Source organism: Amycolatopsis sp. lyj-109 (assembly GCF_046548995.1).
Lineage (GTDB): Bacteria > Actinomycetota > Actinomycetes > Mycobacteriales > Pseudonocardiaceae > Amycolatopsis.
Genome location: NZ_JAJPWR010000014.1, coordinates 171084 through 192078, shown reverse-complemented (window position 1 = coordinate 192078; position 20995 = coordinate 171084). Strand labels below are relative to the sequence as shown.

Here is a 20995-nt window from a genome sequence, read left to right as displayed (position 1 = left end):
ACCTTCCTCCCCGCCACCCTCACCATCCGCCGTGGCTGGCTTGTCGTGAGTGGTAATTAGGGTTCTAACCCTAATTACCACTCACGACCAGCTGCGGCAGACCGGCCCGCCAGTATCAGCCGCCGAGGCCCAGCTGCTCGCTGTAGAACAGGCCGAGCCCGAACATGCAGCAGATCGCCGAGAGCAGCCAGAACCGGATGATCACCGTGGTTTCGGCCCAGCCGGCGAGCTCGAAGTGGTGGTGGAACGGCGCCATCCGGAACAGCCGGCGGCGGGTCGTCCGGAACACCGCGATCTGCGCGACCACCGAGATCATCTCGACCATGAACAGGCCGCCGATGACGATGGCGAGCAGCTCGGTGCGGGTGGTCATGGACAGGCCGGCGACCAGGCCGCCGAGGGCCAGCGAGCCGGTGTCGCCCATGAAGATCTTCGCCGGGGCCGCGTTCCACCAGAGGAACCCGACGCAGGCGCCGGCCGCCGCGGCGGCGACCACGGCCAGGTCCAGCGGGTCGCGGACGTCGTAGCAGGCGGCCGCCGGCGCGTTGGCGCAGGACAGCCGCTCCTGCCAGAACGAGATCACCACGTAGGTGGCCAGCACCATCGCCGCCGCACCGCCGGCGAGGCCGTCGAGACCGTCGGTGAAGTTCACCGCGTTCGACCAGCCGGAGATCACGATGTAGCAGAAGATCACGAAGATCACCGAGGGGAAGGTGATCAGCGCGAGGTCACGGACGTAGGAGAGGCTCTCCGACGCCGGCGTGATGCCGTGCTCGTTCGGGAAGTTCAGGGCGAGGACCGCGAACGCGATGGTCACCACGAGCTGCCCGACCAGCTTCGCGGTCTTGTTCAGCCCCAGGTTCCGCTGCTTGCGGATCTTGATGAAGTCGTCGAGGAACCCGACGATCCCCAGGCCCACCGCGAGCATCAGGACGAGCAGCCCGGAGGCCGTCGGCGCGCCGCTGCGGGAGTTGAACATCCAGTTGATCAGGTGCGCGGCGAAGTACCCGACGACCATCGCGATGATGATCGCGACACCGCCCATGGTCGGGGTACCGCGCTTCGACTTGTGTCCCTGGGGGCCTTCCTCGCGGATCTCCTGGCCGAAGCCCTGCCGGGAGAAGACCCGGATCAGGTAGGGCGTGAGCAGGATGGAGATCAGCAGGCCCGCAGCGGCCGCGATCAGGATGCTGATCACGCGTCACCACCGTTCGAGCGATTCTCGGAGTTGTCGGTTTCCCGGGGTTCGAGCAGGGCCTCGGCGACCCGCCAGAGGCCGGCGGCCTTGGAGGCCTTGACCAGCACCACGTCCCCGGGGCGGAGCTGATCATGCAGCAGGGCGGCGGCGGCCTCGACGTCGGGTACCAAAGTGGACTCCTCGCCCCAGGAGCCTTCCTGGTGCGCGCCCTGGTGCATGGCCGCCGCCTCCGGCCCGATGACGACGAGCTTGGCGATGTTGAGCCGGACGACGAGCCTGCCGATCTCGTCGTGGGCGGTGACCGAGTCCGCGCCGAGCTCGCCCATCACGCCGAGCACGGCCCACGAGCGGCGGCCGGTCTCCCGCGTCATCGCCGCGAGGGCCTTCAGGCCGGCCCGCATCGACTCGGGGTTGGCGTTGAACGAGTCGTTGAGGATCGTGACGCCGTCGGGCCGGGTGACGACCTCCATGCGGCGCGCGGACCGCCGTTCGAGAGCCGAGAGCCGCGTGGCGATCTCGGCCGGCGTCGCGCCCAGCTCCAGCGCGACCGCCGCGGCGGACAGCGCGTTGCCGACGTGGTGCTCGCCGTGCAGCGGCAGCTTGACGTCGGCCTCGCCGGCCGGGGTGATCAGCCGGAAGGACGCGCGGGCCTCGTCGTCGAGGGTGATGTCCGCGGCCCGGACCTGGGCGGACGCACTCTCGCCGACGAACACGACCCGGGCCTTCGTGCGGCTCGCCATGGCCGCGACCAGCGGATCGTCGAGGTTCAGCACCGCGACGCCGTCTTCGGGCAGGGCCTCGACCAGCTCGCCCTTGGTCTTCGCGATGCCTTCGCGCGAGCCGAACTCGCCGACGTGCGCGCTGCCGACGTTGAGCACGACGCCGATCTTCGGCGGCGCGATCTCGGCGAGGTGGGCGATGTGCCCCGGGCCCCGCGCGGACAGCTCCAGCACCAGGTGCCTGGTCTGCGCGTCGGCCCGCAGCGCCGTCCACGGGTGGCCGAGCTCGTTGTTGAACGACCCGGGCGGCGCGATCGTCGGGCCGAGCGGCTCGAGCAGTTGCGCGATGACGTCCTTGGTCGAGGTCTTGCCCGAGGAACCGGTGACGCCGACGACGGTCAGCTCGCCCTCGGCGAGGCGCTGCACGACGTACCGGGCGAGCTTGGCCAGCGCGGCCAGCACCGCGGCGCCGGAGCCGTCCTTGTCGCCGGTCAGCGCGACCGACCGCTCGTGGGCCTCGCCCGCGGCGAGCGGCGGGACGACGATGGCGGGCGCGTCGACCTCGCGGGCGGCCAGCACGGCCACCGCCCCGGCCTCGGCGGCCTGCGCGGCGAAGTCGTGGCCGTCGACCTTCTCCCCCGGGAGGGCGACGAACAGGCCGCCGGGGATGAGCTTCCGGGTGTCGAACTCCACGGTGCCGGTCACCTGCGCGCCCGGCTCGGCGCGGTGCAGCCGGCCGCCGACGACGTCGGCGATCTCGGCCAGGCTGAGCACGATCACACACTCACCTCGAGTTTGTTGCGGATGGCCGCGGCCAGCTCGTCGCGGTCGGAGAACGGGTGCACGACGCCGCCGGCCTCCTGGCCGGACTCGTGCCCCTTGCCGGCGAGGAAGACGATGTCGCCCGGCACGGCGAGCGAGACGGCGTGCGCGATGGCCTCGCGGCGGTCGCCGATCTCGACGACCTCGCCGCCCTCGGCGGGCCCGACCGCGCGGGCGCCGGCGAGCATGGCGGCGCGGATCGCCGCCGGGTCCTCGGAGCGCGGGTTGTCGTCGGTGACGATCAGGACGTCGCTGCGGCGGGCCGCGGCCTCGCCCATCATCGGGCGCTTGGCGGTGTCCCGGTCGCCGCCGCAGCCGAGCACGGTGATGATCCGGCCCTCGGTGCGGGCGCGCAGCGCGTCGAGGCCCTGGGCGACCGCGGCCGGCTTGTGGGCGTAGTCGACGACGGCGGTGAACTCCTGGCCGACGTAGACGCGCTCCATCCGGCCCGGCACCTGCACCTGGGCGAGCCCGGTGACGATGTGCTCGAGGCTTACTCCGGCGGTGCTCAGGATCGCCGCCGCCAGCACGGCGTTGGCGACGTTGAACTCGCCGGGCAGCGGGATCCGGGCGGCGGCGCGGACGCCGTCCGGGCCGTGCAGGGTGAACGTCTGCTCACCCTGCGGGGTGGCCTCCAGATCGGTGGCCTTCCACGCGGCGTCGGTGCCGGGATCCGTCGAGACGGTGATCGTCTGCGGCGTGAGCAGGGCCTGGCCCCACGCGCTGTCGACCACGACGACCTCGGTGGTGGAGCGGCCGTCGAACAGCAGGGACTTCGCGGCGAAGTACTCCTGCATGTCCTTGTGGAAGTCCAGGTGGTCCTGGGAGAGGTTGGTGAAGGCGCCGACCGCGAACCGGGTGCCGTTGACCCGGCCCAGCGCGAGCGCGTGGCTGGAGACCTCCATCGGCACGTGCGTGACGCCGCGCTCGAGCATCACCGCGAGCAGCGCCTGCAGGTCCGGCGCCTCCGGCGTGGTGAACCCGCTGACCAGGCGTTCGCCGGCGATCCGGGTCTCCACCGTGCCGATCAGGCCGGTGGTCAGCCCGGCGGCCTGCAGGCCGGCGTCGACCAGGTAGGACGTCGTGGTCTTGCCGGAGGTGCCGGTGACGCCGAGGACGGCCAGCCGCAGCGAGGGCTCGCCGTAGATCCAGGCGGCAATCTCGCCCAGGGCCGCGCGCGGGTCCGGGTGCACGAGGATCGGCACGCCGGCGTCGCGCAGGGCGGGCCGCTCGGCGCCTTCGGCGTCGGTGAGGACGGCGACGGCCCCGCCCGCGACGGCCTGGTCGCTGAAGTCGGCGCCGTGGGCCCGGGCACCCGGCAGGGCGGCGAAGAGGTCGCCGGGCAGCACGTGCTGCGCGCGCAGCGTGGTGCCGGTCACGGTGAGCTCGGCGGCGTCGGGGCTCTCCGCGATCAGGCGGGCGTCCGCCCTGGCGAGCAGCGTCGCCAGCGGGACCGGGTCGATGCGCGCCGGGCGGGGCGGCGCGGGGACCGCTTTCACCGGGCTTTCCGGCACCTGGGAACTGGACGAGGACACGGACACGGCCAAGAGGCTACCGGCGGGCGTTCCGGGCCCCCGCACGCGGTACGGCGATTGCGTACGAGCCTGACACATGTGCTAAACGGCGCCGTGGACCCCGTTGCCCCACAACGGTTTCCCCATCCCCGGCCCATGTGGACGCTCTGCCGCGGCTCGTCGTGAGTGGTAATTCGGGTTAGAACCCGAATTACCACTCACGACGAGCCGCGGCAGAGCACCTGGGTTACGGGGCGATGATGAGCGGGACCTCCGGCGACGGGCCGTCGGACAGCGGAATCTGGTACCGCTGCGTCACGTACGAGGCGATGGTGTGGAACAGCGGCGCGGCGGAGTGCCCGACCGGCAGCGTCGTGTCCGGCGCGTCCAGCCGGATCCCGACGACGAACCGCGGGTGGTCGGCGGGCAGGATGCCGGCGAAGGTGATGTTGTACAGGTGGTCGCTGTAGGCCTTCGTCCGCGGGTCGACCTGCTGGCCGGTGCCCGTTTTCCCGGAGATCTGGTAACCCTCGACCGCCGCCGAGGGGGCGGTGCCCTTCTGCAGGCCCTTGCCGTTCTGGGCGACCGCGCGCATCATGTCGCGCACCGTCTTGGCGGTCTGCGGGCTGACCACCTGGACCGACTTCGGGGCCGGCTCGGGCACGGTCGTGCCGTCCGGGTTCACCTTGGCCTTGACGATCCGCGGTTCGACGCGCAGGCCGTCGTTGGCGATCGCCTGGTACATCCCGGCCATCTGCAGGATGGTCATCGACAGGCCCTGCCCGATCGGCAGGTTGCCGAAGGTGGTCGCCGACCACTGGCTGCGCGCGGGCACCACGCCCGCGCTCTCGCCGGGCAGGCCGACGCCGGTGCGCTGGCCGAGGCCGAACGACTTGAGCAGGTTGGCGTAGCGCTCCTCGCCGATCTTCTGCGCCAGCAGCAGGGTGCCGATGTTGGACGACTTGGCGAAGATCCCGGTGGTGGTGAACGTCTGGGTGCCGTGGGTCCAGGCGTCGTGCACCGTCTTGTCGGCCACCTGCAGCGCGCCCGGCACTTCGACCGTCGACTCCGGCGTCGCGACGCCGTATTCGATCGCCCCGGTGGCGGTGACGAGCTTGTTGACCGACCCGGGTTCGAACGGCGTGGTGACCGCGGGGTTGGCCAGGTCGTCGGTGTTCCAGGTGCTCTGGTCGTTGGGGTCGAACGTGTTGTCGTTGGCCAGTGCGTAGACCTCGCCGGTCTTGGCGTCCATCACGACGGCCTGCCCACCCTTGGCGTGCGACTGCTGGACGTAGTCCGTCAGCTGGCGCTGCACCTCGTACTGCAGGTCGGAGTCGATGGTCAGCTCGAGGTCCGAGCCCGGGACCGCGGCCTGCAGGTCGTGCTCGGTGCCCGGGATGACGACGTTGTCGCTGCCGTTCTTGGTGTTGACCATCATCCGGCCCGGCGTGCCCGCCAGGTCGTTGTCGCGCAGCAGCTCGAGCCCGACGAGGCCGTGGAGGTTGTGCTTGGACACGTCCTTGTCCTCGGAGCGCCAATTGGCGGCACCGACGATGTTCGCCGCCAGGCTGCCGCCCGGGTACTCCCGCAGCGCACGCTTCTCGATGCTGATCCAGGTGAACTTCTTCTGGATGTCCGCGGCGACCGACGGCTCGACGTTGTTCAGCAGGTAGGTGAAGGACGCCTGCTTGCGGAGCAGGTCCAGCAGTTGCTGCTCGCTCAGCTGGTTCGGCACCTTGGCCGCGATGTACTTCGCGGCCGCGGCGGTCTCGCTGTCGAACGTCTTCTGGGTGCCCGGGTTCCGCGCGACCCAGTCCTCCATGTTCTTGTGCAGCGTCTTGAGGTTCACCGACAGCGTCCGCACCTCGACGCTGAACGCCAGCTTCGCGCCATTGCGGTCCACAATGGACCCGCGCTGGGCGGGGATGTCGATGGTCTGGGTGCGCTGCCGTTCGGCCGCGGCGGACAGCGCCGCGGCGTCGAACCACTGCACCTGCACCAGTTTCACCCCGGCGACCAGCAGCACGGCGACCAGCAGCAGGCGCACGGCGGAGAACCGGCTGCGGTGCCCGCCGTTGGCCCGGCGGGCGGCCGCGCTGCGGGTCCCGGCGGCGTACGTCCGCCGGGCGCTGCCCGCGGCGCGGGCGCGGACCTGGCTGCGGCCCGAAGCCATCACTGGCCGCCTCCCGGCTGGGCCGGCGGCTGCGCGTCGGCGGGCACGGCGGGCTGGTCGCCCTCGATCGGCGCGCCCTGCGGCGACTGCGTGCCCGCGGCGGGCGCGGCGGGCGGCGCGGCCGGCACCACCGGCGTGTCCGCCTTGGCCTTCTTGGGCTCGCCGACGAGCGAGGTCTTCCCGTCGGGACCGACGACGATCCGCGCCGGGTCACCGCCGGGCACCATGCCCAGCTGCTGGGCCTTGGGCGACAGCGAAGCCGGCGACTCGGCCTTCGCGACGTCGCGCTGCAGCTGTTCCTTCTGCTCGGCCAGTTTCCCGTTCGTGGTGCGCAGCTGCTCGAGCCGGTAGGAGTCGGCGATCGCCTGCGTCGTCAGCCACAGCGTGGTCGCCACGCCGGCGGCCAGCAGCGCCATCATCATCAGCACGAACGACGCGCGCGACTTCGGCAGCAGCAGCTTCAGCCGGAACTTCGGCTTCTCCGGCAGCGCGGCCGGCCGGGCCTTCGGCTCCGGGCGTGCCTCGCGCTCCTTCAGCAGGTCGGCGCGCTGGGCACGGCGGGCGTAGGCCCGCTCGGCCGCGGACGTGCGGCCACGCGACCCGCGCCGGGGCGCGGCCTGGCCCGGCTGCTGGTCCGGCTCGACGGTCGTCGAGGTGCCGGCGGCCTCGGTGCGGCCCCGCGTCGCCGGCGCGGCCCGGCGGCGGGACTTCGCGGGAGCGGTCATCGCGGCTCTCCGATCCTCTCTGCGGCCCGCAGCCGTACCGAAGCGGCGCGCGGGTTCCGTTCGATCTCCTCGTCGCCGGCCTTCTCGGCACCGCGCGTGAGGAGCTTCAGCTCCGGTCCGTGCCCCGGCAGCTCCACCGGGAGCCCTTCCGGGGTGCGGGACTTCGCGAGCTCGGCCAGGGCTTGCTTGACCAGGCGGTCCTCCAGGGACTGGTACGACTCGACGACGATGCGTCCTCCGACGGGGAGCGCACCCAGCGCGGCGGGCATCGCCCGCCGCAGCACCTCCAGCTCGCCGTTGACCTCGATCCGCAACGCCTGGAAGGTGCGCTTGGCCGGGTGCCCGCCGGTGCGGCGGGTGGCGGCCGGGACGGCGTCGTAGAGCAGCTCGACCAGCCGCCCGCTGTTCGTGAACGGCTCTTTTTCCCGCGCGGCGACGACGGCTTTGACGATCCGCTGCGCGAAGCGTTCCTCGCCGTAGTCCCGCAGGATCCGGATCAGCTCGCCGGGCGCGTAGGTGTTGAGGACGTCGGCGGCGGTGAACCCGGTCGTGGGGTCCATCCGCATGTCGAGCGGGGAGTCCTTGGAGTAGGCGAACCCGCGCTCGGCGCGGTCCAGCTGCATCGACGAGACACCGAGGTCGAACAGGATGCCGTCGGCCTTGTCCAGGCCCACGCTTTCGAGGGCCTCCGGGAGCCCGTCGTAGACGGTGTGGACGAAGTCGACGCGGTCGCCGTGGCGGGCCAGGCGTTCCCCGGACTTCTCCAGCGCGGCGGGGTCGCGGTCCAGCGCGACGAGGCGCAGCCGCGGGAAGGCCTCGAGGAGGGCGTCGGAATGCCCGCCGAGGCCGACCGTCGCGTCCACGAGAACGCCGTCGCGGTCGGTGAACACGGGAGCGAACAGCTCGACTATCCGGCTCAGCAGTACCGGGACGTGCTCGGGTGCCGTCATGGTGTTCCCTCCCCCTTTCTCGCCTGGGCGGCCCGGGGGGAAATATGGCGGATGCCGTCAGGTCCCTGTCCGCCCGCTGCCGACCTGGTACCGGGGAAGGTGCACCAGGGCTGTTGAGCGGACAGAGGCCTCACGGCATCCGGGTGGGCTTCCCCTCTTCGCGCGGAGCGGCGAACCTCTCGTCCCCCGACGACGCAGGTGCACCGCGACCGCACGTCTAGAAGACGCCCGGCAGTACTTCCTCTCGAGCCTTCGCGTAGCTGTCTTCGTGCTCTTCCAGGTAGCCCTGCCACGCTTGGGCGTCCCAGATCTCCAGCCTGGTGATCGCCCCGATCACCACGCACTCCTTGCTGAGCCCCGCGTAGCGGCGGAGCTCGGGCGCGATGGTGATGCGCCCCTGGCCGTCCGGACGTTGCTCGTCCGTGCCGGCGAACAGGTAGCGCTGGTAGGCCCGAACCGCCTCGTTCGTGAACGGGGCCTCGGCGACCTTGCGCGCCATCTGCTCGAACTCGGCGCGGGGGAAGACGAAGAGGCAGTGGTCCTGCCCCTTGGTAAGCATCAGCCCACCCGCCAAGGCGTCACGGAACTTCGCAGGCAGCGCGAGCCGCCCTTTGTCGTCCAGTTTCGGGGTGTGGGTGCCGAGGAACACGGCCTCCACCTCCCTACCGTCCACGGTGGAGAACCACCCCGAACGGCCACGGGGCTTCCCTTCCGCCCCACTGGCCACCACCGTACCCCACTTTTCACCACAGTCAACGCGACAAACGGGCAGACCACTCCGTCGAGTGTTCCGTTTGCGCAGGTCAGCAGGGTGGGGGCCGGTGGGGGGCGTGGTGGGGGACGGTGGCCAAGATCCCCCACACCGGGGGCCGGAGCAACCTCAGCTGTTCCCCATGCGTCCGCATAACGGCCGCGAAAGAACCCTCCCCGCCCTCCGCCACCCCTCAGGTGGGGCCTCGTGGGGGACGCACGGGGGCCGAAGTGGGGAAGTCACGTCGCCAGAAGGGTCTTGAATGACTCATTCAGGACCTCCGAGGTCCTGAATGACTCATTCAAGACCTCGGGTGAGCGCCGAGCTATCCACAGGGCGGCCACGATGACCGTGAGTAGTCCACAGATTGCGGAAACGTCGCCCCGGGGGCGGTGGTCGAGGCGACCATGGACCGGTGGGCAGACACACATGGGCGCGCGATGCGGAAGAGCTCTTCGCGGCCAGCAGACGCGGGGTGATCACCGTCGCACACCTGGAGCATCTGGGCGTGCCACAACGAACGAGCTACCGGCGCTGCCGCCCCGGCCGGCCTTGGCAACGGCTCCTGCCCGGCGTCGTCCTGCTGCGCACCGGCGAGCCGACGCGCCGGCAGTTGATCGAAGGAGCGCTCCTTTACTGCGGTGATCAAGCAGTGATCACCGGGCTCGAGTCCTGCCGGCTACAGGGCCTGCGGCGCTCTGCCGTGCCCGGCGAACTCCTCCACCTCCTGCTGCCGGCCCACCTGAAGACCACGAGCAGCGGCTACGTGGTCGTCGAACGGACGACACGAATGCCCGATCCCGTCCGGATCGACGGACTGCCCTTGGCCCCGGCCACCCGGTCGGTGCTGGACGAATGCCGCCGGCTGACCGAGCTTGCCTCGGTCCGTGCGCTGCTGGCCGAAGCGGTGCAACAGCTGAAGATCGCGCCGGCGGACCTGTCGACCGAATTGGAGAACGGGAGCACCAGGGGCAGCGCCCTGCCTCGCGCAGCGCTGCAGGAGGTCGCTCGCGGCGCCCGGTCGGTCGCCGAAGCCGAGGCCATGGCTTTGCTCCGCCGCACCGGCCTGCCCGATCCGGTCTGGAACTTCACCCTCCGGGACGACCTGGGTCATTACGTCGCCACCCCGGACGCCTGGTGGGACGAGGTGGCCCTGGCGTGGGAGATCGACTCCTACGAGTTTCACTTCGGGCAGCCGGGCTATGCGGCAACGCTGGCCCGCAACAACCGGTACGCCGCGGCCGGCGTCGCCGTGGTCCAGACGGTCCCCAGCCAGCTGCGTATAGAACCGCACACGGTCGTCGCGCAACTCGTCTCGGCCTACCGCATGGCGGCGGCCCGCCCGCGTCCGCCGGTCCGGCTGGCGTCTTGAATGACTCATTCAAGACCTCCGAGGTCCTGAATGAGTCATTCAAGACCTCGGGCCGGAGCCGCGTCAGGCTTCCGGGGTGAGGAGGGCCGTGACGCGGGCGGCGAGGCGGGTGCTGTCGATCGGGCTGACCGTCACCCACTCCTGACCGCCCCGGCCCGGAGTCTTCGTCGCGCAGTAGGCGCCGACGTCGGTGTCGAACCACGTCAGGCCACCGACCCGCTCCACCCGGCCCGACGCCGACCGCCGGCGCACGCTGAACTGTCCCGCCGCGTACACCGGCCGTGCCTGGATCGCCCGGACCTCCTCGAGCTGCGCGGACGCCGGCCCCGAAACGGCGTCCGGGGCGCCCGAGAGCGTCGACGCCGGGAGGCTGATGCCGTAGCCCGGGCCGGCCGCCAGCTCCGGCAGGACGTCGACGATCGCCGTGCCGAGCTCGCCGTCGCGGATCGAGTCCAGGCCGATCGTCTGCTCCGGCTGGGTCGCCAGGACGCCGCGGCGGCCGCGGGCCGCCGTCACCGCGCGGAACGGCGTCGCCGCCGTCATGTCCGCCAGCGCCTCGCACGCGACGAACACGTCCGCGTCGGCGAGCAGGTTCAGCCGCGCGGCCAGCGCCGGCTCCAGCCGGTACCCCTCACACAGGCCGCGCTCGGCGAGGTTGGCGTAGACGGCCTTGCGCACCTCGGCGCGTTCGGCGTCGGTCACGCCGACGCTGCGGACACTCAGCGGTTCCGGCGGGCGGTCGTGGCCGAGGTCGGTCCAGAGGATGTCGAACGCCGACGCCGAAACCCGGATCAAGCCCGCCCCAGCGCCGGCGGGGCCGGGAACGTCTCGGCGGGCACATGCCCGTGCAGCGCGGCGTCCCGCGTCCGGAGGACGTCGACGGCCTTCTGCCGCGCAGCCTCGGCCTCGGCGCGGCGGGCGGCCATCTCCCCGGCCAGCCCGGCCAGGACGAACACGCTCCCGCTGGACGCGGCGTCGCGGATCATCGAAGCCGGGTCGTAGGTCACCGGCGGCGGCATGTCGGCCCGGGCCCGCGCGGCCACCTCGGCCTGCGCGCCGACCGCCTGGCCGACCGACGCCGAGACGGCGGCGGAGTGCGAAAGCCACTGCGCGGCCCGGCCCAGCGCCGCCCGCGCCGCGTCCCCCGCCCGGCCACGCCAGTGTTCGTCCGAGGAGGCGACCAGGGCGGCGACGTCGGCGGTGGACTCCTGCAGCCGTTTGGCCAGCCCGTCCCAGCGCGCGCCGGCTTCGCCCGCGGCGACCGGGTCGTTGCCGCGCTCGACTTCCGCAGCCATCGCCTCGTGGCTGTAGGCCTCGTACCGCACGGTCGGCACGGGTGGTTCGGGCACGGCGCACCTCCTGGTCAGGGCAGCTTGGGTTCGACGAGCCCGGCCACCGTGCCCGCGCGGCGGCACGCGAGCGGGGTGTCCGAGAAGGCGGTGTTGCTGACGTCGATCTGCACGCTGGCGCCGTCGCCGACCCCGAGGAGCACGGCGCAGGTGCCGTCGGCGGCCTTCTTGTCGGCGACCTTCAGCCCCGGGTGCCGGCCGACCGTCGTCTTCGTGGCGTTCTTCTTGGCGACCTCCAGGTCGGCGAGCCCGTCGGTTTCGCTGAGGGTCACGGTGACGCCGAAGGTGCCGGGCACGCTCCAGTCGCACGCGCGGGCGCCGCCGATGTCCTTGGGCTTGCCGAGGACGCTGATCCCGGCGGTCGACCGGTCCTGCGGGGAGAGCAGCGTGCAGGGGTCGAGCGCGGCGAGGCCGGTCCAGGCGACCGGCGGGGCCGGGGGCGCGGTCGTGGCGGAAGCGGAGGTGTGCCCCACGGCGGCGGGCGGGGTGCTCTGCTGCCCGCACGCGGCAAGGAAGAAGAGGAGAAGCCCACCCGCCATCGCGCGGCCCGGCGTGTCCATCCGTTCACCCACCCGTGCAGTCCACGCCTTCGGCCGCCTGCTCGTCCGCGTGCTGGTACGTCGCCAGTGCCTCGCCGATCCGCTGCTTGAGCGTCTCGAGCTCCTTGCCGAACGCCGTCAGCTGCTGCACCGCCGAGCCCTGCCCGCCGATCCCGTACTCCGCCATGAACTCGCCGATCTCCCCGGCGTACCCGCCACCCAGCGGCACGCTCCGGCCGAGCACCTTGGCTTCGCGCACCATCTCGCCGACGACGTCCTGCAGCCGGCCGAGCTTCGCGTAGGCGTCCGTGGCCAGCTCGGGCGCGACCGCGAAGCCGCGCACGTCGAAAAGCGGCTGGGTTCGCAGCTCGCTCATAAGCGGATACGCCTCTCCGTAGCCGGGCGACCTCGAACCGCAGCATACGACAGAGCGGGGCGTCAGCGGGAGCACCCAGAATCGGGTGAATACCCACCCGATCGGGGTATCGTCGCTGCTTGCGCAGTGTCATCGCGGGGTTCCAGCCCCCGGTTCGCCCGGGTTTGACACACTGGGTGGAAGGCTGGTCGCTGCGCGCGGACAGCAGCGAGGGGGCCGTTCGGCCCGGCGGTGCGCACAACGCGCGCGGCCATGCGCCACCAGGAGGTCGAGTGACGTCGAGAATCCAGTCTGCCGCGCCCGGATCGGGCGAGCAGGCATCCGGGCGGCCGCCTTACCCGGCGGAGCCCACGGGCAACGGCCGAGCGGCCGGCCAGCCCGGCAGAGTGCCGCTGGACGAACTGCACGACACCGCGCGCCGGATCGCCGCCAACGTGGAACGCGTGCTGGTCGGCAAACCCGAGGTCATCCGGATCGCGCTGGTCACCCTGCTCGCCGAAGGCCACCTCCTGGTCGAAGACGTGCCCGGCGTCGGGAAGACGTCGCTGGCCAAGGCGCTGGCCCGGTCGATCGACTGCACGGTCAGCCGCATCCAGTTCACCCCCGACCTGCTGCCGAGCGACGTCACCGGCGTCTCCATCTACAACCGGCAGAGCGGCGATTTCGAGTTCCGGCCCGGCCCGGTGTTCGCGAACATCGTGGTGGGCGACGAGATCAACCGTGCCTCGCCGAAGACACAGTCGGCGCTGCTGGAGTGCATGGAAGAACACCAGGTCACCGTCGACACCTCGACCTACCACCTCGACGAGCCGTTCATGGTGATCGCCACCCAGAACCCGATCGAGATGGAAGGCACCTACGCGCTGCCCGAAGCCCAGCGCGACCGGTTCACCGCGCGCGTCTCCATCGGCTACCCCGACCAGCAGGCCGAGCTGGCCATGGTCGACGAGCACGCCGGCCACAACCCGATGGACGACCTGCAGCCGGTTTCCGACGGCGAAACCGTGCACCGGCTGATCGAAACGGTCCGCAGCGTGCACATGGCGCCGGAGGTCCGCCGGTACGCCGTCGACGTCGTCGCGGCCACCCGGCAGGTCCCGGAGATCCGGCTCGGCGCCTCCCCGCGCGCCACGCTGCACCTCGTGCGCGCGGCGCGGGCGCAGGCTGCCCTGTCGGGTCGCGACTACGTCGTGCCGGACGACCTGCACACGGTGGCGGTCCCGGTGCTGGCGCACCGCCTGGTGCTGACCACCGAGGCCCACGCGGCCCGCCGGTCGGCGACCGACGTCGTGCGCGCGGTGCTGCACCGGGTGCCGGTGCCGCAGGGCACCCGGCCCTAGCTGGTGACACCTGGGGCTCCGCCACCCGAACCCCCGAAAATTGTTCTGGCGCCGAAGGGGAAGAGAACGGCATGCTGCGTGCCCTGTCCGGCCTGACCACCCGCGGCCGCTGCCTCCTGGCCGCGGGGATCGCCGCCGCGGTGTGTTCGTTCGTGCTCAACGAACGCGACCTGCTGCGGGTCGCGGTGTTCGTGGTGGCGCTGCCGCTGCTGGTCGCCGCGTTCATCTCGGCGACGCGGCTGCGCATCGGCGCCACCCGCGCGCTGCGCCCGCAACGGGTCGCGGTCGGCGGCAACGGCGAGGTGCAGCTGGAGCTGTGGCGCAGCGGGCGGCTGCCCGCCGGCGAGATCCTCCTCGAAGACGGCGTGCCGTACGCGCTGGGTTCGCGGCCGCGGTTCGTCGTCGAGCGGCTCCCGCACGACCGGCGCGTCGCCCTGCGCTACCCGCTGCAGCCGGTGCTGCGCGGGATCCAGCAGGTCGGCCCGCTGCGCGCGACGATCACCGACCCGTTCGGGCTGTGCGAGTTCGAGCGCGAGCTGATCGGGCACTCGCGGCTGGTCGTGGTGCCGCGGGTGGTGGCCCTGTGGGGCCTGCCGAGCGGCGCGGGCATCGGCGTCGGCGACGACGGCACGGTCCGGCTGCACGCCGGGCAGGGCGAGGCCGACGTGATCGTCCGCCAGTACCGCCAGGGCGACGACCTGCGCAAGGTGCACTGGCGCTCGACGGCCCGCCGCGACGAGATCATGGTCCGCGTCGAGGAACGCCCGTGGCGCGGCGGCACGACGGTGCTGCTGGACCACCGGGCAGCTGCCCACCACGGCAGCGGCCCGGCGGCGAGCCTGGAGTGGGCGGTGTCGTTCGCGGCGTCGGCGGCGCTGCACCTGCGCCGCTCCGGCCACCGCGTCCGCCTGGTCAGCGAGCACGGCGTCACGCTGGCGGACACCCCGGGCGACGGCGGTGACCACTACGACCACGTCGTGCTGGACGCGCTCGCGGCACTGCAGCCGGCGCACCAGCGCGACATCACGCTGGCCGGCGACCCGGCCGGCGGCCAGGAACTGATCGCGGTGCTCGGCACGGTGAGCACGGAGGCGGTGCACGAGCTGACCCAGTACCGCCCGCGCGGCATCCGGAGCCTGGCGGTCCTGTTGGACACGCCGACGTGGTCGGCCGGGGTGAGCGCCCCGGAGCAGCGGGCAGCGGCGACGGAGGACTCGGCCTCGCTGCTGCGTGCGGCCGGCTGGGGTGTGATCGTCGCGGGGCCCGGTTCGCCGATGCCTCAGGTGTGGGCCGAGCTGTGCCGCAGCGGTGCACGCCGCGGGACGCTGATCGGGGGGCCACGGTGAACCAGGCCACGCACGCCCGCAACCCGCGCCGGGCCCTGCCCCGGCGGCACGCCGATCGGGAGCACACCGCCCGGGAATTCCTGATGCGCGCAGCCCGCCGCCCCGCACCACAGCGCGGCCCCACCCGGCCCGCGCCCCGCCGCCGCGCCTTGATCGGGAGTCAGCGATGAGCACCGCCGCGCCGCCGCGGAAGTTCGATCGGCCCGCGCCCCGTCCGGAACGTCCGCTTTCCGCCTGGCGCAGCAGCATTCTCGCACCCGTCGCCGCCGGGGTCGCGACCCTCTGCGCGGCGACGTCGGTCACCAGCGTCGTCTCCGGGCTGGCCTGGTTCGGCTACCTGTTCGTCGCCGTCCTGCTCATCGGGGCCTCCGGGCTGGCGCTCCGCTCGCTGCAGGTGCCGACCGTCCTCGTCGGCTGCGGGCAGCTGCTCGTCCTGCTCTTCCTCATCACCGGCGCGTTCACCACGCACGGCATCCTGCAGGTCATCCCCGGCCCGGAGGCGTTTTCCGAGATCGGGACCACGCTGACGGCCGCCGCCGAGCAGATCCGGACCGGGTTGCCGCCGGTCGAGGGCAGCCAGCCGATCCTGTGCCTCGTCACCATCCTGATCGGGCTGGTCGCCGTCCTCGTCGACACGCTGACGGTCGCCGCCGCGGCGCCCGCCGCCACCGGGCTCGTGCTGCTCTGCGTCTACGCCGTGCCGGCCGCGCTGAGCGAGGAAATGCTGCCGTGGTGGACGTTCCTCCTCGGCGGAGCGGCGTTCGCCGGCCTGCTGGCCGTCGACGGCAACCACCGGCACCGGCGCTGGCGCACCCGGGAAGCCCCGGGCCGCAGCGGCAAGCCGGGCGTGCTGTCCGCGCCGGTCGCGGTCGTCTGCGCGGCGATCGTGCTCGGCCTGCTGGGCGGCGCGATCACCTGGGTCGGCACGATCGGCCGGATGCCGTTCGGCGAGGGCGGCAACGGCCCGGGCTCGGGCTCCGGCGGCTTCGGCATCCAGCCGTTCACCGAGCTGCGCGGCATGCTCGACCAGGGCGCCAACCGCGAGCTGTTCAAGGTCCGCGGCCTCGGCACCGACCGGCGGCTGCTGCGCGCGATGACGCTGGACACCTACTACCCCAACAAGGGCTGGGGCCTGCACGACGAAGGCCGGTCCCAGCAGGGTGTCCCGGTCGGGCCGCAGCTGCCGCCCGCACCGGGCGACGACGGCACCGGCACCGCTCGCCGGATCGACGTCGAGCCGACCAGCTGGCGGGACAACTGGCTGCCGGTGTACGGCTCGCCCCGGGTGATCGACGGCGCGACCAACGGCTACCTCTACGACCAGATCAGCGGCACGGTGTTCACCACCCGCAGCGAAGCGCCGCCGGCGTACACCGAATACGCGTCGCTGAAGGAACCGACGGCCGCGGAGCTGCGCGTGACGCCACGCGTCGACGACCTGCCGCCCCGCTACACCCAGATCGACCAGGTCGACGACCGCGTCCGCGCGAAGACCCAGCAGCTGATCGGCGAAGCGTCCAACGACTTCGACCGGGCCTCGGCGATCTGGCGCTACTTCACGGCGCAGAACGGCTTCGTCTACGACACGAAGACCGCGCCGCCGATCGACAACACCGACGCGCTCACCGACTTCATCCTCAACGGCAAGCGCGGCTTCTGCGAGCAGTTCGCGTCGGCGATGGCCGTGATGCTGCGGGTGGCGGGCATCCCGTCACGGGTGGCGATCGGTTTCACGCCGGGCATCCAAGTCAACGACTACCTGTCGATCACCACCCAGGACGCGCACGCCTGGGTCGAGGCGTACTTCGGCGACCGGGGCTGGGTGACGTTCGACCCGACGCCGCTGTCCGACGGCCGCGGCATCACCCCCTCGTACCTGCAGGCCGGCCCGCAGAACGGCAACCAGCCGGACGACACCCAGGTGGCGCCGAGCACGGTCCAGTCGAGCGCGGCCCCGACCGGCGTCCCCCGCGACAACGAGCCGAACCTCCCGGCGCAGTCGGCCAAGGAAGGGTCCGGCGGCGACGACTTGCTGGTCACCATCGCCCTGGTGCTCGCGGTGCTGGGCGCGGGCGCCCTGCTCGCCGCGGCGCTGCTGCGGCGGCTGCTGGACCGCGGACGCGCGCGGAAGACGGCTCCATCCGGGCCGGGGCCCGAGTCACCGCCCGGTCCGGGGGAAGGCGATCGGAGCGAGGGCGCGTTGCTCGTGCGCGCGCCGGCGCCGGTGGCGGCACCGTCCCGTCCCCGGGCCCTCGCCGGCTGGCTCCCGCTGCTGGCCGTGACCTTCTGGATCATCGCGCTCGGTCTCCTGGCGGCGACGGTGGCGTGGTGGCTCGGCGTGCTGGTGGTGATCCTGCTGCTCCTGGTCGCGGGCCCCGCGATGATCCGCGAGGCGGTCCGCCGGCGGCGGCTGCAGCGCATCGTCCAGCAAGAGGCGGGCGCGGCCGACGCGGCGTGGGCGGAGCTGCGCGCGGAGTGCGCCGACCGCGGCCTGCCGATCCCGAGCAGCGACACGGTCCGCGTGGCGGGCCAGAAGCTGGCGGCCAAGCACCACCTCGACGACGACGGCCGCGACGGTCTCCGAACGGTGATCGGCGTGCTGGAGAAGTCCTGGTACGGCGGTGACGACACGCCTCAGCCGGAACTCCCGCCGGCTTTCGAGGGGCTCCGGCGGAGCCTTCGCCGGAACGCCCCGCTCTCGTGGAAGGGCAAACTGTTCCCCCGCTCGATCTTCCGCAACCGCGACTGACCCAACCCACCTCGCGAGATGACCCTGCAATCACGCGAGATGACCCTGCAATCACGCGAGACGACCCGCCAATCACGTGCGATGCCCCGCCAAGCACGCGAGTTCGGCGTCGGTCACGTGAGTCGGGGTTCAAGCACGCGGCGGCGGGGCGGGGTGATCACGCCGAGCCCAGAGGCTCTCGCTGCTCAACAAGGTCGCGCGAGCGGGGGCCGGGACAAACCGAGGTGAGCCGGGGCACGCCAGGTCACCCGGGTGGGGGTCACCCACCGTCACCACGGGTGGCCAAGCGTCGGCCCCGTGAGTGAGCACACAAGAAGATCCGCGTCCCTCCGTTCGGGGGACGCGGATCTCGTCGTCTTGCGGCGCTACTGCTCCTCGAAGCGCTGGCGGAAGCGCTCCTCCATCCTCTGGGTGAAGGAACTCCGGCCACCCGACGGCTTGCTGCCGCGGGCGCCCGATCCACCGCCCTTGCCGTCTCCTTCGGCGCTGTGCCGAATCGATGTGACGGCCATCATGACCCCGAAGAACATCACGAGGAACCCGAGCACGCTGATCAGCGGGATGTCGGCCACCCGGAACTGCGGCACCACCACGCCCAGCACCAGCAGGGCCACGCCCACTACGAACAGGGCGATGCCCTGAATACGCCGTCGGCGAGCGGGGCGACGCAACCGGGTGCCACGCACCGTGGATGCGAACTTGGGGTCCTCGGCATAGAGCTCGCGCTCGATTTGATCGAGCAGCCGCTGCTCATGCTCGGAGAGTGGCATCTTTCCTCCTCCGGCACAGCTGTCGCGGGCGCCGGGCCGCGCAACGTCCTGGACCCAACAGCCAACCCCAGGCGGGGTGGCACTGTCCAGGATACGAGGCCCACGCCCGCACGACTACCCGATCCCGCATCCAAGAGGGATCGAATTGGGCTAAATCCCGCTCGAGGGGCGTTGCGGACGGTCACCGTAGCCGATCGTGACCGATTTGCCGCCCGACCGCCGTTGTGGGGGAAGATCACCGAGTCGAAGATCACCCTCCGTGCCGTCACCCCTCCCGGGGCCCCAGCAGCGACGCCGGCCGCACCGCCGCCGAGCCGAACTTCGACCGCGCGACGTCGGCCGCCACCTCCGCGTCCCGCCAGCGCGGTGCCGGTGAGTCGAACACCAGCTGCTCCCCCGCCTCCCCCGCGTCGAGCCCTTCGACGCGGACGCCGATCAGCCGGACCGCCCCGGTCGGCGCGTGCTCGGTGAGCAGGGCCACGGCCACCGCGTGGATCTCGCGCGCCACGTCCGTCGCCGAGACCAGCGTGCGGGCCCGGGTGATCGTCCGGAAGTCCGCGAACCGGACCTTGATCGAGACCGTCCGGCCGCGCACGCCCCGCTCCCGCAACGTCGCGCCGACCCGCTCCGACAGGCGCAGCAGCTCCAGCCCGAGCGAAGCCCGGTCGTGCCGGTCGACGTCGAAGGTGTGCTCGGCGCCGATCGACTTCTCCGGCGAGTCGACCACCACCGACCGCTCGTCCACCCCGTGCGCGAGCCGGTACAGGTGCTCGCCGACCGCCGTCCCCAGCGACTTCTTCAGCCGCTCCGGCGGGAACGCGGCGACGTCGGCGATCGTGGCCAGGCCCAGGCGCTGCAGGTGCTCCTCGGTCCGCGCGCCGACGCCCCACAGCGCCGACACCGGCAGCGGGTGCAGGAACTGCAAGGTCTCCGCCGCCGGCACGACGACCACGCCGTCCGGCTTCGCCATCCCCGACGCCAGCTTCGCGACGAACTTGACCTTCGCCACCCCCACCGAGCAGGTGATCCCGTGTTCGGCCGCGACCCGCGAGCGGATCTCCGCGGCCAGCGACGCCGGCGTGGTGCCCAGCCGCCGCAACGCCCCGCTGACGTCCAGGAACGCCTCGTCCAGGCTGAGCGGTTCGACCAGCGGCGTCAGCTCGCGGAAGATGCCCATGACGCCACGGGACACCTCCCCGTACAGCCCCGACGTCGGCGGGATGTTGATCAGGTGCGGGCACAGCCGCTTCGCCGTCGAGAACGGCATGGCCGAGCGCACGCCGAACTTCCGCGCCGGGTAGTTCGCCGCGGCCACGACGGCCCGCGGGCCGCCCCCGGACACCACGACCGGCTTGTCCGCCAGCTCGGGCCGGGTCCGCAGCTCGACCGACACGAAGAACGCGTCCATGTCGACGTGCAGCAGCCCGCACCCGGTGTCGTCCGGCGCCGGCTCACCCGGCCGGACGCGGAACCGGCCCATCCCGCCCGGCAACTCGGCATTTCGTCCCACGTCGAGGACGCTACCGGCCACCACCGACAATTCCGATCACGGGCGGACGCGACGCGGACCGGGGTCAGGCCGGGCGCGCCACCGCGTGCAGCCGGCCGGCGATGTCCCGCAGCACCGGCGTCCCCGCCGCGACCCGCTCGAACTCCGCCAGCTCGTCGTCCCGGACGTCGCCGGGGACCAGGTCGGCGATCACCCGGTCACCCTGCAGCAGCGTCACTTCGAGGCCGGCGGCCTCCAGGTCGGCACGCAGACCGGCGGTGGAGAAGCGGCGCAGCACCGTGTCGCCGGGGGCGATCCCGTCGGCGCTTTCGAGCAGCTGCCGGGCCTCGCCGACCCGGCCCGCCAGCGCGCGGTGGAACGCCGCCGCGTGCCGGTTCGCGACCAGCACCGACACCGCGCCACCCGGCGCGACCGCCGTGGCCAGCGCCGAAAGCACCGCGGCCGGGTCGTCGACGATCTCCAGGAGCCCGTGCGCCAGCACCAGGTCGGCCGAACCGGCCTCGACGTGCCGGCCGAGCGCGTCGGAGTCGTCCGCGATCACCGTGATCAGCTCGGAGACGCCCTCTTCCTCGGCCCGCCGCTGCAGCGTGGCCAGGGCGTTCGGGCTCGGCTCGACGACCGTCACCCGGCAGCCCGCCGCCGCGAACGGCACCGCCCAGCCCCCGCTGCCACCGCCCACGTCCACGACGCGGGGGTGCTCGGCGCCCCGGGCGCGAGCGGCCTCGATCTCGGCCTCGAGCACCCGGCGGACGGCACCCGAACCCCGGGCGGCCACGGTCTCCGTCTTCATGT

The 20995-nt window shown here is 72.5% G+C and carries 18 protein-coding genes; 4 read left to right on the top strand and 14 right to left on the bottom strand.

The genetic code is table 11. From position 1 onward, the window contains the following. Positions 1-115: 115 nt before the first annotated feature. The 7 genes from mraY to mraZ all read right to left on the bottom strand — a co-directional run bounded on the left by mraY (position 116) and on the right by mraZ (position 8750). Positions 116-1198: a phospho-N-acetylmuramoyl-pentapeptide-transferase gene (gene mraY / locus ACLJQF_RS29675; RefSeq protein WP_410613625.1), complete on the bottom strand. Its 1083-nt coding sequence runs from the start codon at positions 1196-1198 to the stop codon at positions 116-118. Beyond that, complete coding sequence (locus tag ACLJQF_RS29670; RefSeq protein WP_410613624.1) at positions 1195-2697, bottom strand: UDP-N-acetylmuramoyl-tripeptide--D-alanyl-D-alanine ligase; 1503 nt, start codon at positions 2695-2697, stop codon at positions 1195-1197. Before ACLJQF_RS29670 ends, mraY begins: the two co-directional genes overlap by 4 nt. Then, positions 2694-4238 (bottom strand): UDP-N-acetylmuramoyl-L-alanyl-D-glutamate--2,6-diaminopimelate ligase, encoded by a 1545-nt coding sequence (locus tag ACLJQF_RS29665; protein ID WP_410613683.1) that lies wholly within the window; start codon positions 4236-4238, stop codon positions 2694-2696. The genes ACLJQF_RS29670 and ACLJQF_RS29665 overlap by 4 nt, the downstream gene beginning before the upstream one ends. Positions 4239-4500: 262 nt before the next feature. Then, positions 4501-6426 (bottom strand): peptidoglycan D,D-transpeptidase FtsI family protein, encoded by a 1926-nt coding sequence (locus ACLJQF_RS29660; protein WP_410613623.1) that lies wholly within the window; start codon positions 6424-6426, stop codon positions 4501-4503. Further along, positions 6426-7151, bottom strand: a complete 726-nt coding sequence (locus tag ACLJQF_RS29655) for a hypothetical protein (protein ID WP_410613622.1) — start codon at positions 7149-7151, stop codon at positions 6426-6428. The genes ACLJQF_RS29660 and ACLJQF_RS29655 overlap by 1 nt, the downstream gene beginning before the upstream one ends. Continuing rightward, a complete protein-coding gene (gene rsmH, locus ACLJQF_RS29650) occupies positions 7148-8101 on the bottom strand; it encodes a 16S rRNA (cytosine(1402)-N(4))-methyltransferase RsmH (protein WP_410613621.1) in 954 nt (317 codons plus the stop codon). Before rsmH ends, ACLJQF_RS29655 begins: the two co-directional genes overlap by 4 nt. Before the next feature lie 217 nt (positions 8102-8318). Then, positions 8319-8750, bottom strand: a complete 432-nt coding sequence (mraZ, locus tag ACLJQF_RS29645; RefSeq protein WP_014467434.1) for a division/cell wall cluster transcriptional repressor MraZ — start codon at positions 8748-8750, stop codon at positions 8319-8321. A gap of 517 nt (positions 8751-9267) precedes the next feature. On the opposite strand from mraZ, the gene ACLJQF_RS29640 reads away from it, so the two are divergent. Then, positions 9268-10224 carry a hypothetical protein gene (locus ACLJQF_RS29640; RefSeq protein WP_410613620.1) on the top strand — a complete coding sequence of 319 codons (957 nt, stop codon included), beginning with the start codon at positions 9268-9270 and terminating at the stop codon, positions 10222-10224. A 63-nt stretch (positions 10225-10287) separates the two neighbouring features. Here ACLJQF_RS29640 and ACLJQF_RS29635 read toward each other — a convergent pair whose 3' ends face one another. From ACLJQF_RS29635 to ACLJQF_RS29620, 4 genes are read right to left on the bottom strand one after another with little or no spacing between them, the layout of a single operon-like run. Continuing rightward, a complete protein-coding gene (locus ACLJQF_RS29635) occupies positions 10288-11019 on the bottom strand; it encodes an ESX secretion-associated protein EspG (protein ID WP_410613619.1) in 732 nt (243 codons plus the stop codon). Continuing rightward, positions 11016-11573, bottom strand: a complete 558-nt coding sequence (locus tag ACLJQF_RS29630) for a PPE domain-containing protein (RefSeq protein ID WP_410613618.1) — start codon at positions 11571-11573, stop codon at positions 11016-11018. The genes ACLJQF_RS29635 and ACLJQF_RS29630 overlap by 4 nt, the downstream gene beginning before the upstream one ends. 14 nt (positions 11574-11587) lie before the next feature. Continuing rightward, positions 11588-12145, bottom strand: coding sequence for a DUF3558 domain-containing protein (locus ACLJQF_RS29625; RefSeq protein ID WP_410613617.1), 558 nt, complete (start codon positions 12143-12145; stop codon positions 11588-11590). Beyond that, a complete protein-coding gene (locus tag ACLJQF_RS29620) occupies positions 12138-12488 on the bottom strand; it encodes a hypothetical protein (protein WP_410613616.1) in 351 nt (116 codons plus the stop codon). The genes ACLJQF_RS29625 and ACLJQF_RS29620 overlap by 8 nt, the downstream gene beginning before the upstream one ends. A 272-nt stretch (positions 12489-12760) precedes the next feature. On the opposite strand from ACLJQF_RS29620, the gene ACLJQF_RS29615 reads away from it, so the two are divergent. From ACLJQF_RS29615 to ACLJQF_RS29605, 3 genes are all read left to right on the top strand, one after another. Continuing rightward, positions 12761-13828, top strand: coding sequence for an AAA family ATPase (locus tag ACLJQF_RS29615; RefSeq protein ID WP_410613615.1), 1068 nt, complete (start codon positions 12761-12763; stop codon positions 13826-13828). A gap of 71 nt (positions 13829-13899) precedes the next feature. Continuing rightward, positions 13900-15174, top strand: a complete 1275-nt coding sequence (locus ACLJQF_RS29610; protein WP_410613614.1) for a DUF58 domain-containing protein — start codon at positions 13900-13902, stop codon at positions 15172-15174. Positions 15175-15340: 166 nt separating this feature from the next. Beyond that, positions 15341-17923: a transglutaminaseTgpA domain-containing protein gene (locus tag ACLJQF_RS29605; RefSeq protein ID WP_410613613.1), complete on the top strand. Its 2583-nt coding sequence runs from the start codon at positions 15341-15343 to the stop codon at positions 17921-17923. 365 nt (positions 17924-18288) lie between these two features. On the opposite strand, the gene ACLJQF_RS29600 is transcribed toward ACLJQF_RS29605, so the two are convergent. From ACLJQF_RS29600 to ACLJQF_RS29590, 3 genes are all read right to left on the bottom strand, one after another. Continuing rightward, positions 18289-18693 (bottom strand): DUF3040 domain-containing protein, encoded by a 405-nt coding sequence (locus ACLJQF_RS29600; protein ID WP_410613612.1) that lies wholly within the window; start codon positions 18691-18693, stop codon positions 18289-18291. Between the two features lie 265 nt (positions 18694-18958). Further along, positions 18959-20173, bottom strand: coding sequence for a DNA polymerase IV (dinB, locus tag ACLJQF_RS29595; RefSeq protein WP_410613682.1), 1215 nt, complete (start codon positions 20171-20173; stop codon positions 18959-18961). Between the two features lie 94 nt (positions 20174-20267). Next, positions 20268-20993, bottom strand: coding sequence for a methyltransferase domain-containing protein (locus ACLJQF_RS29590; protein WP_410613611.1), 726 nt, complete (start codon positions 20991-20993; stop codon positions 20268-20270). Between the last annotated feature and the right edge of the window lie 2 nt (positions 20994-20995).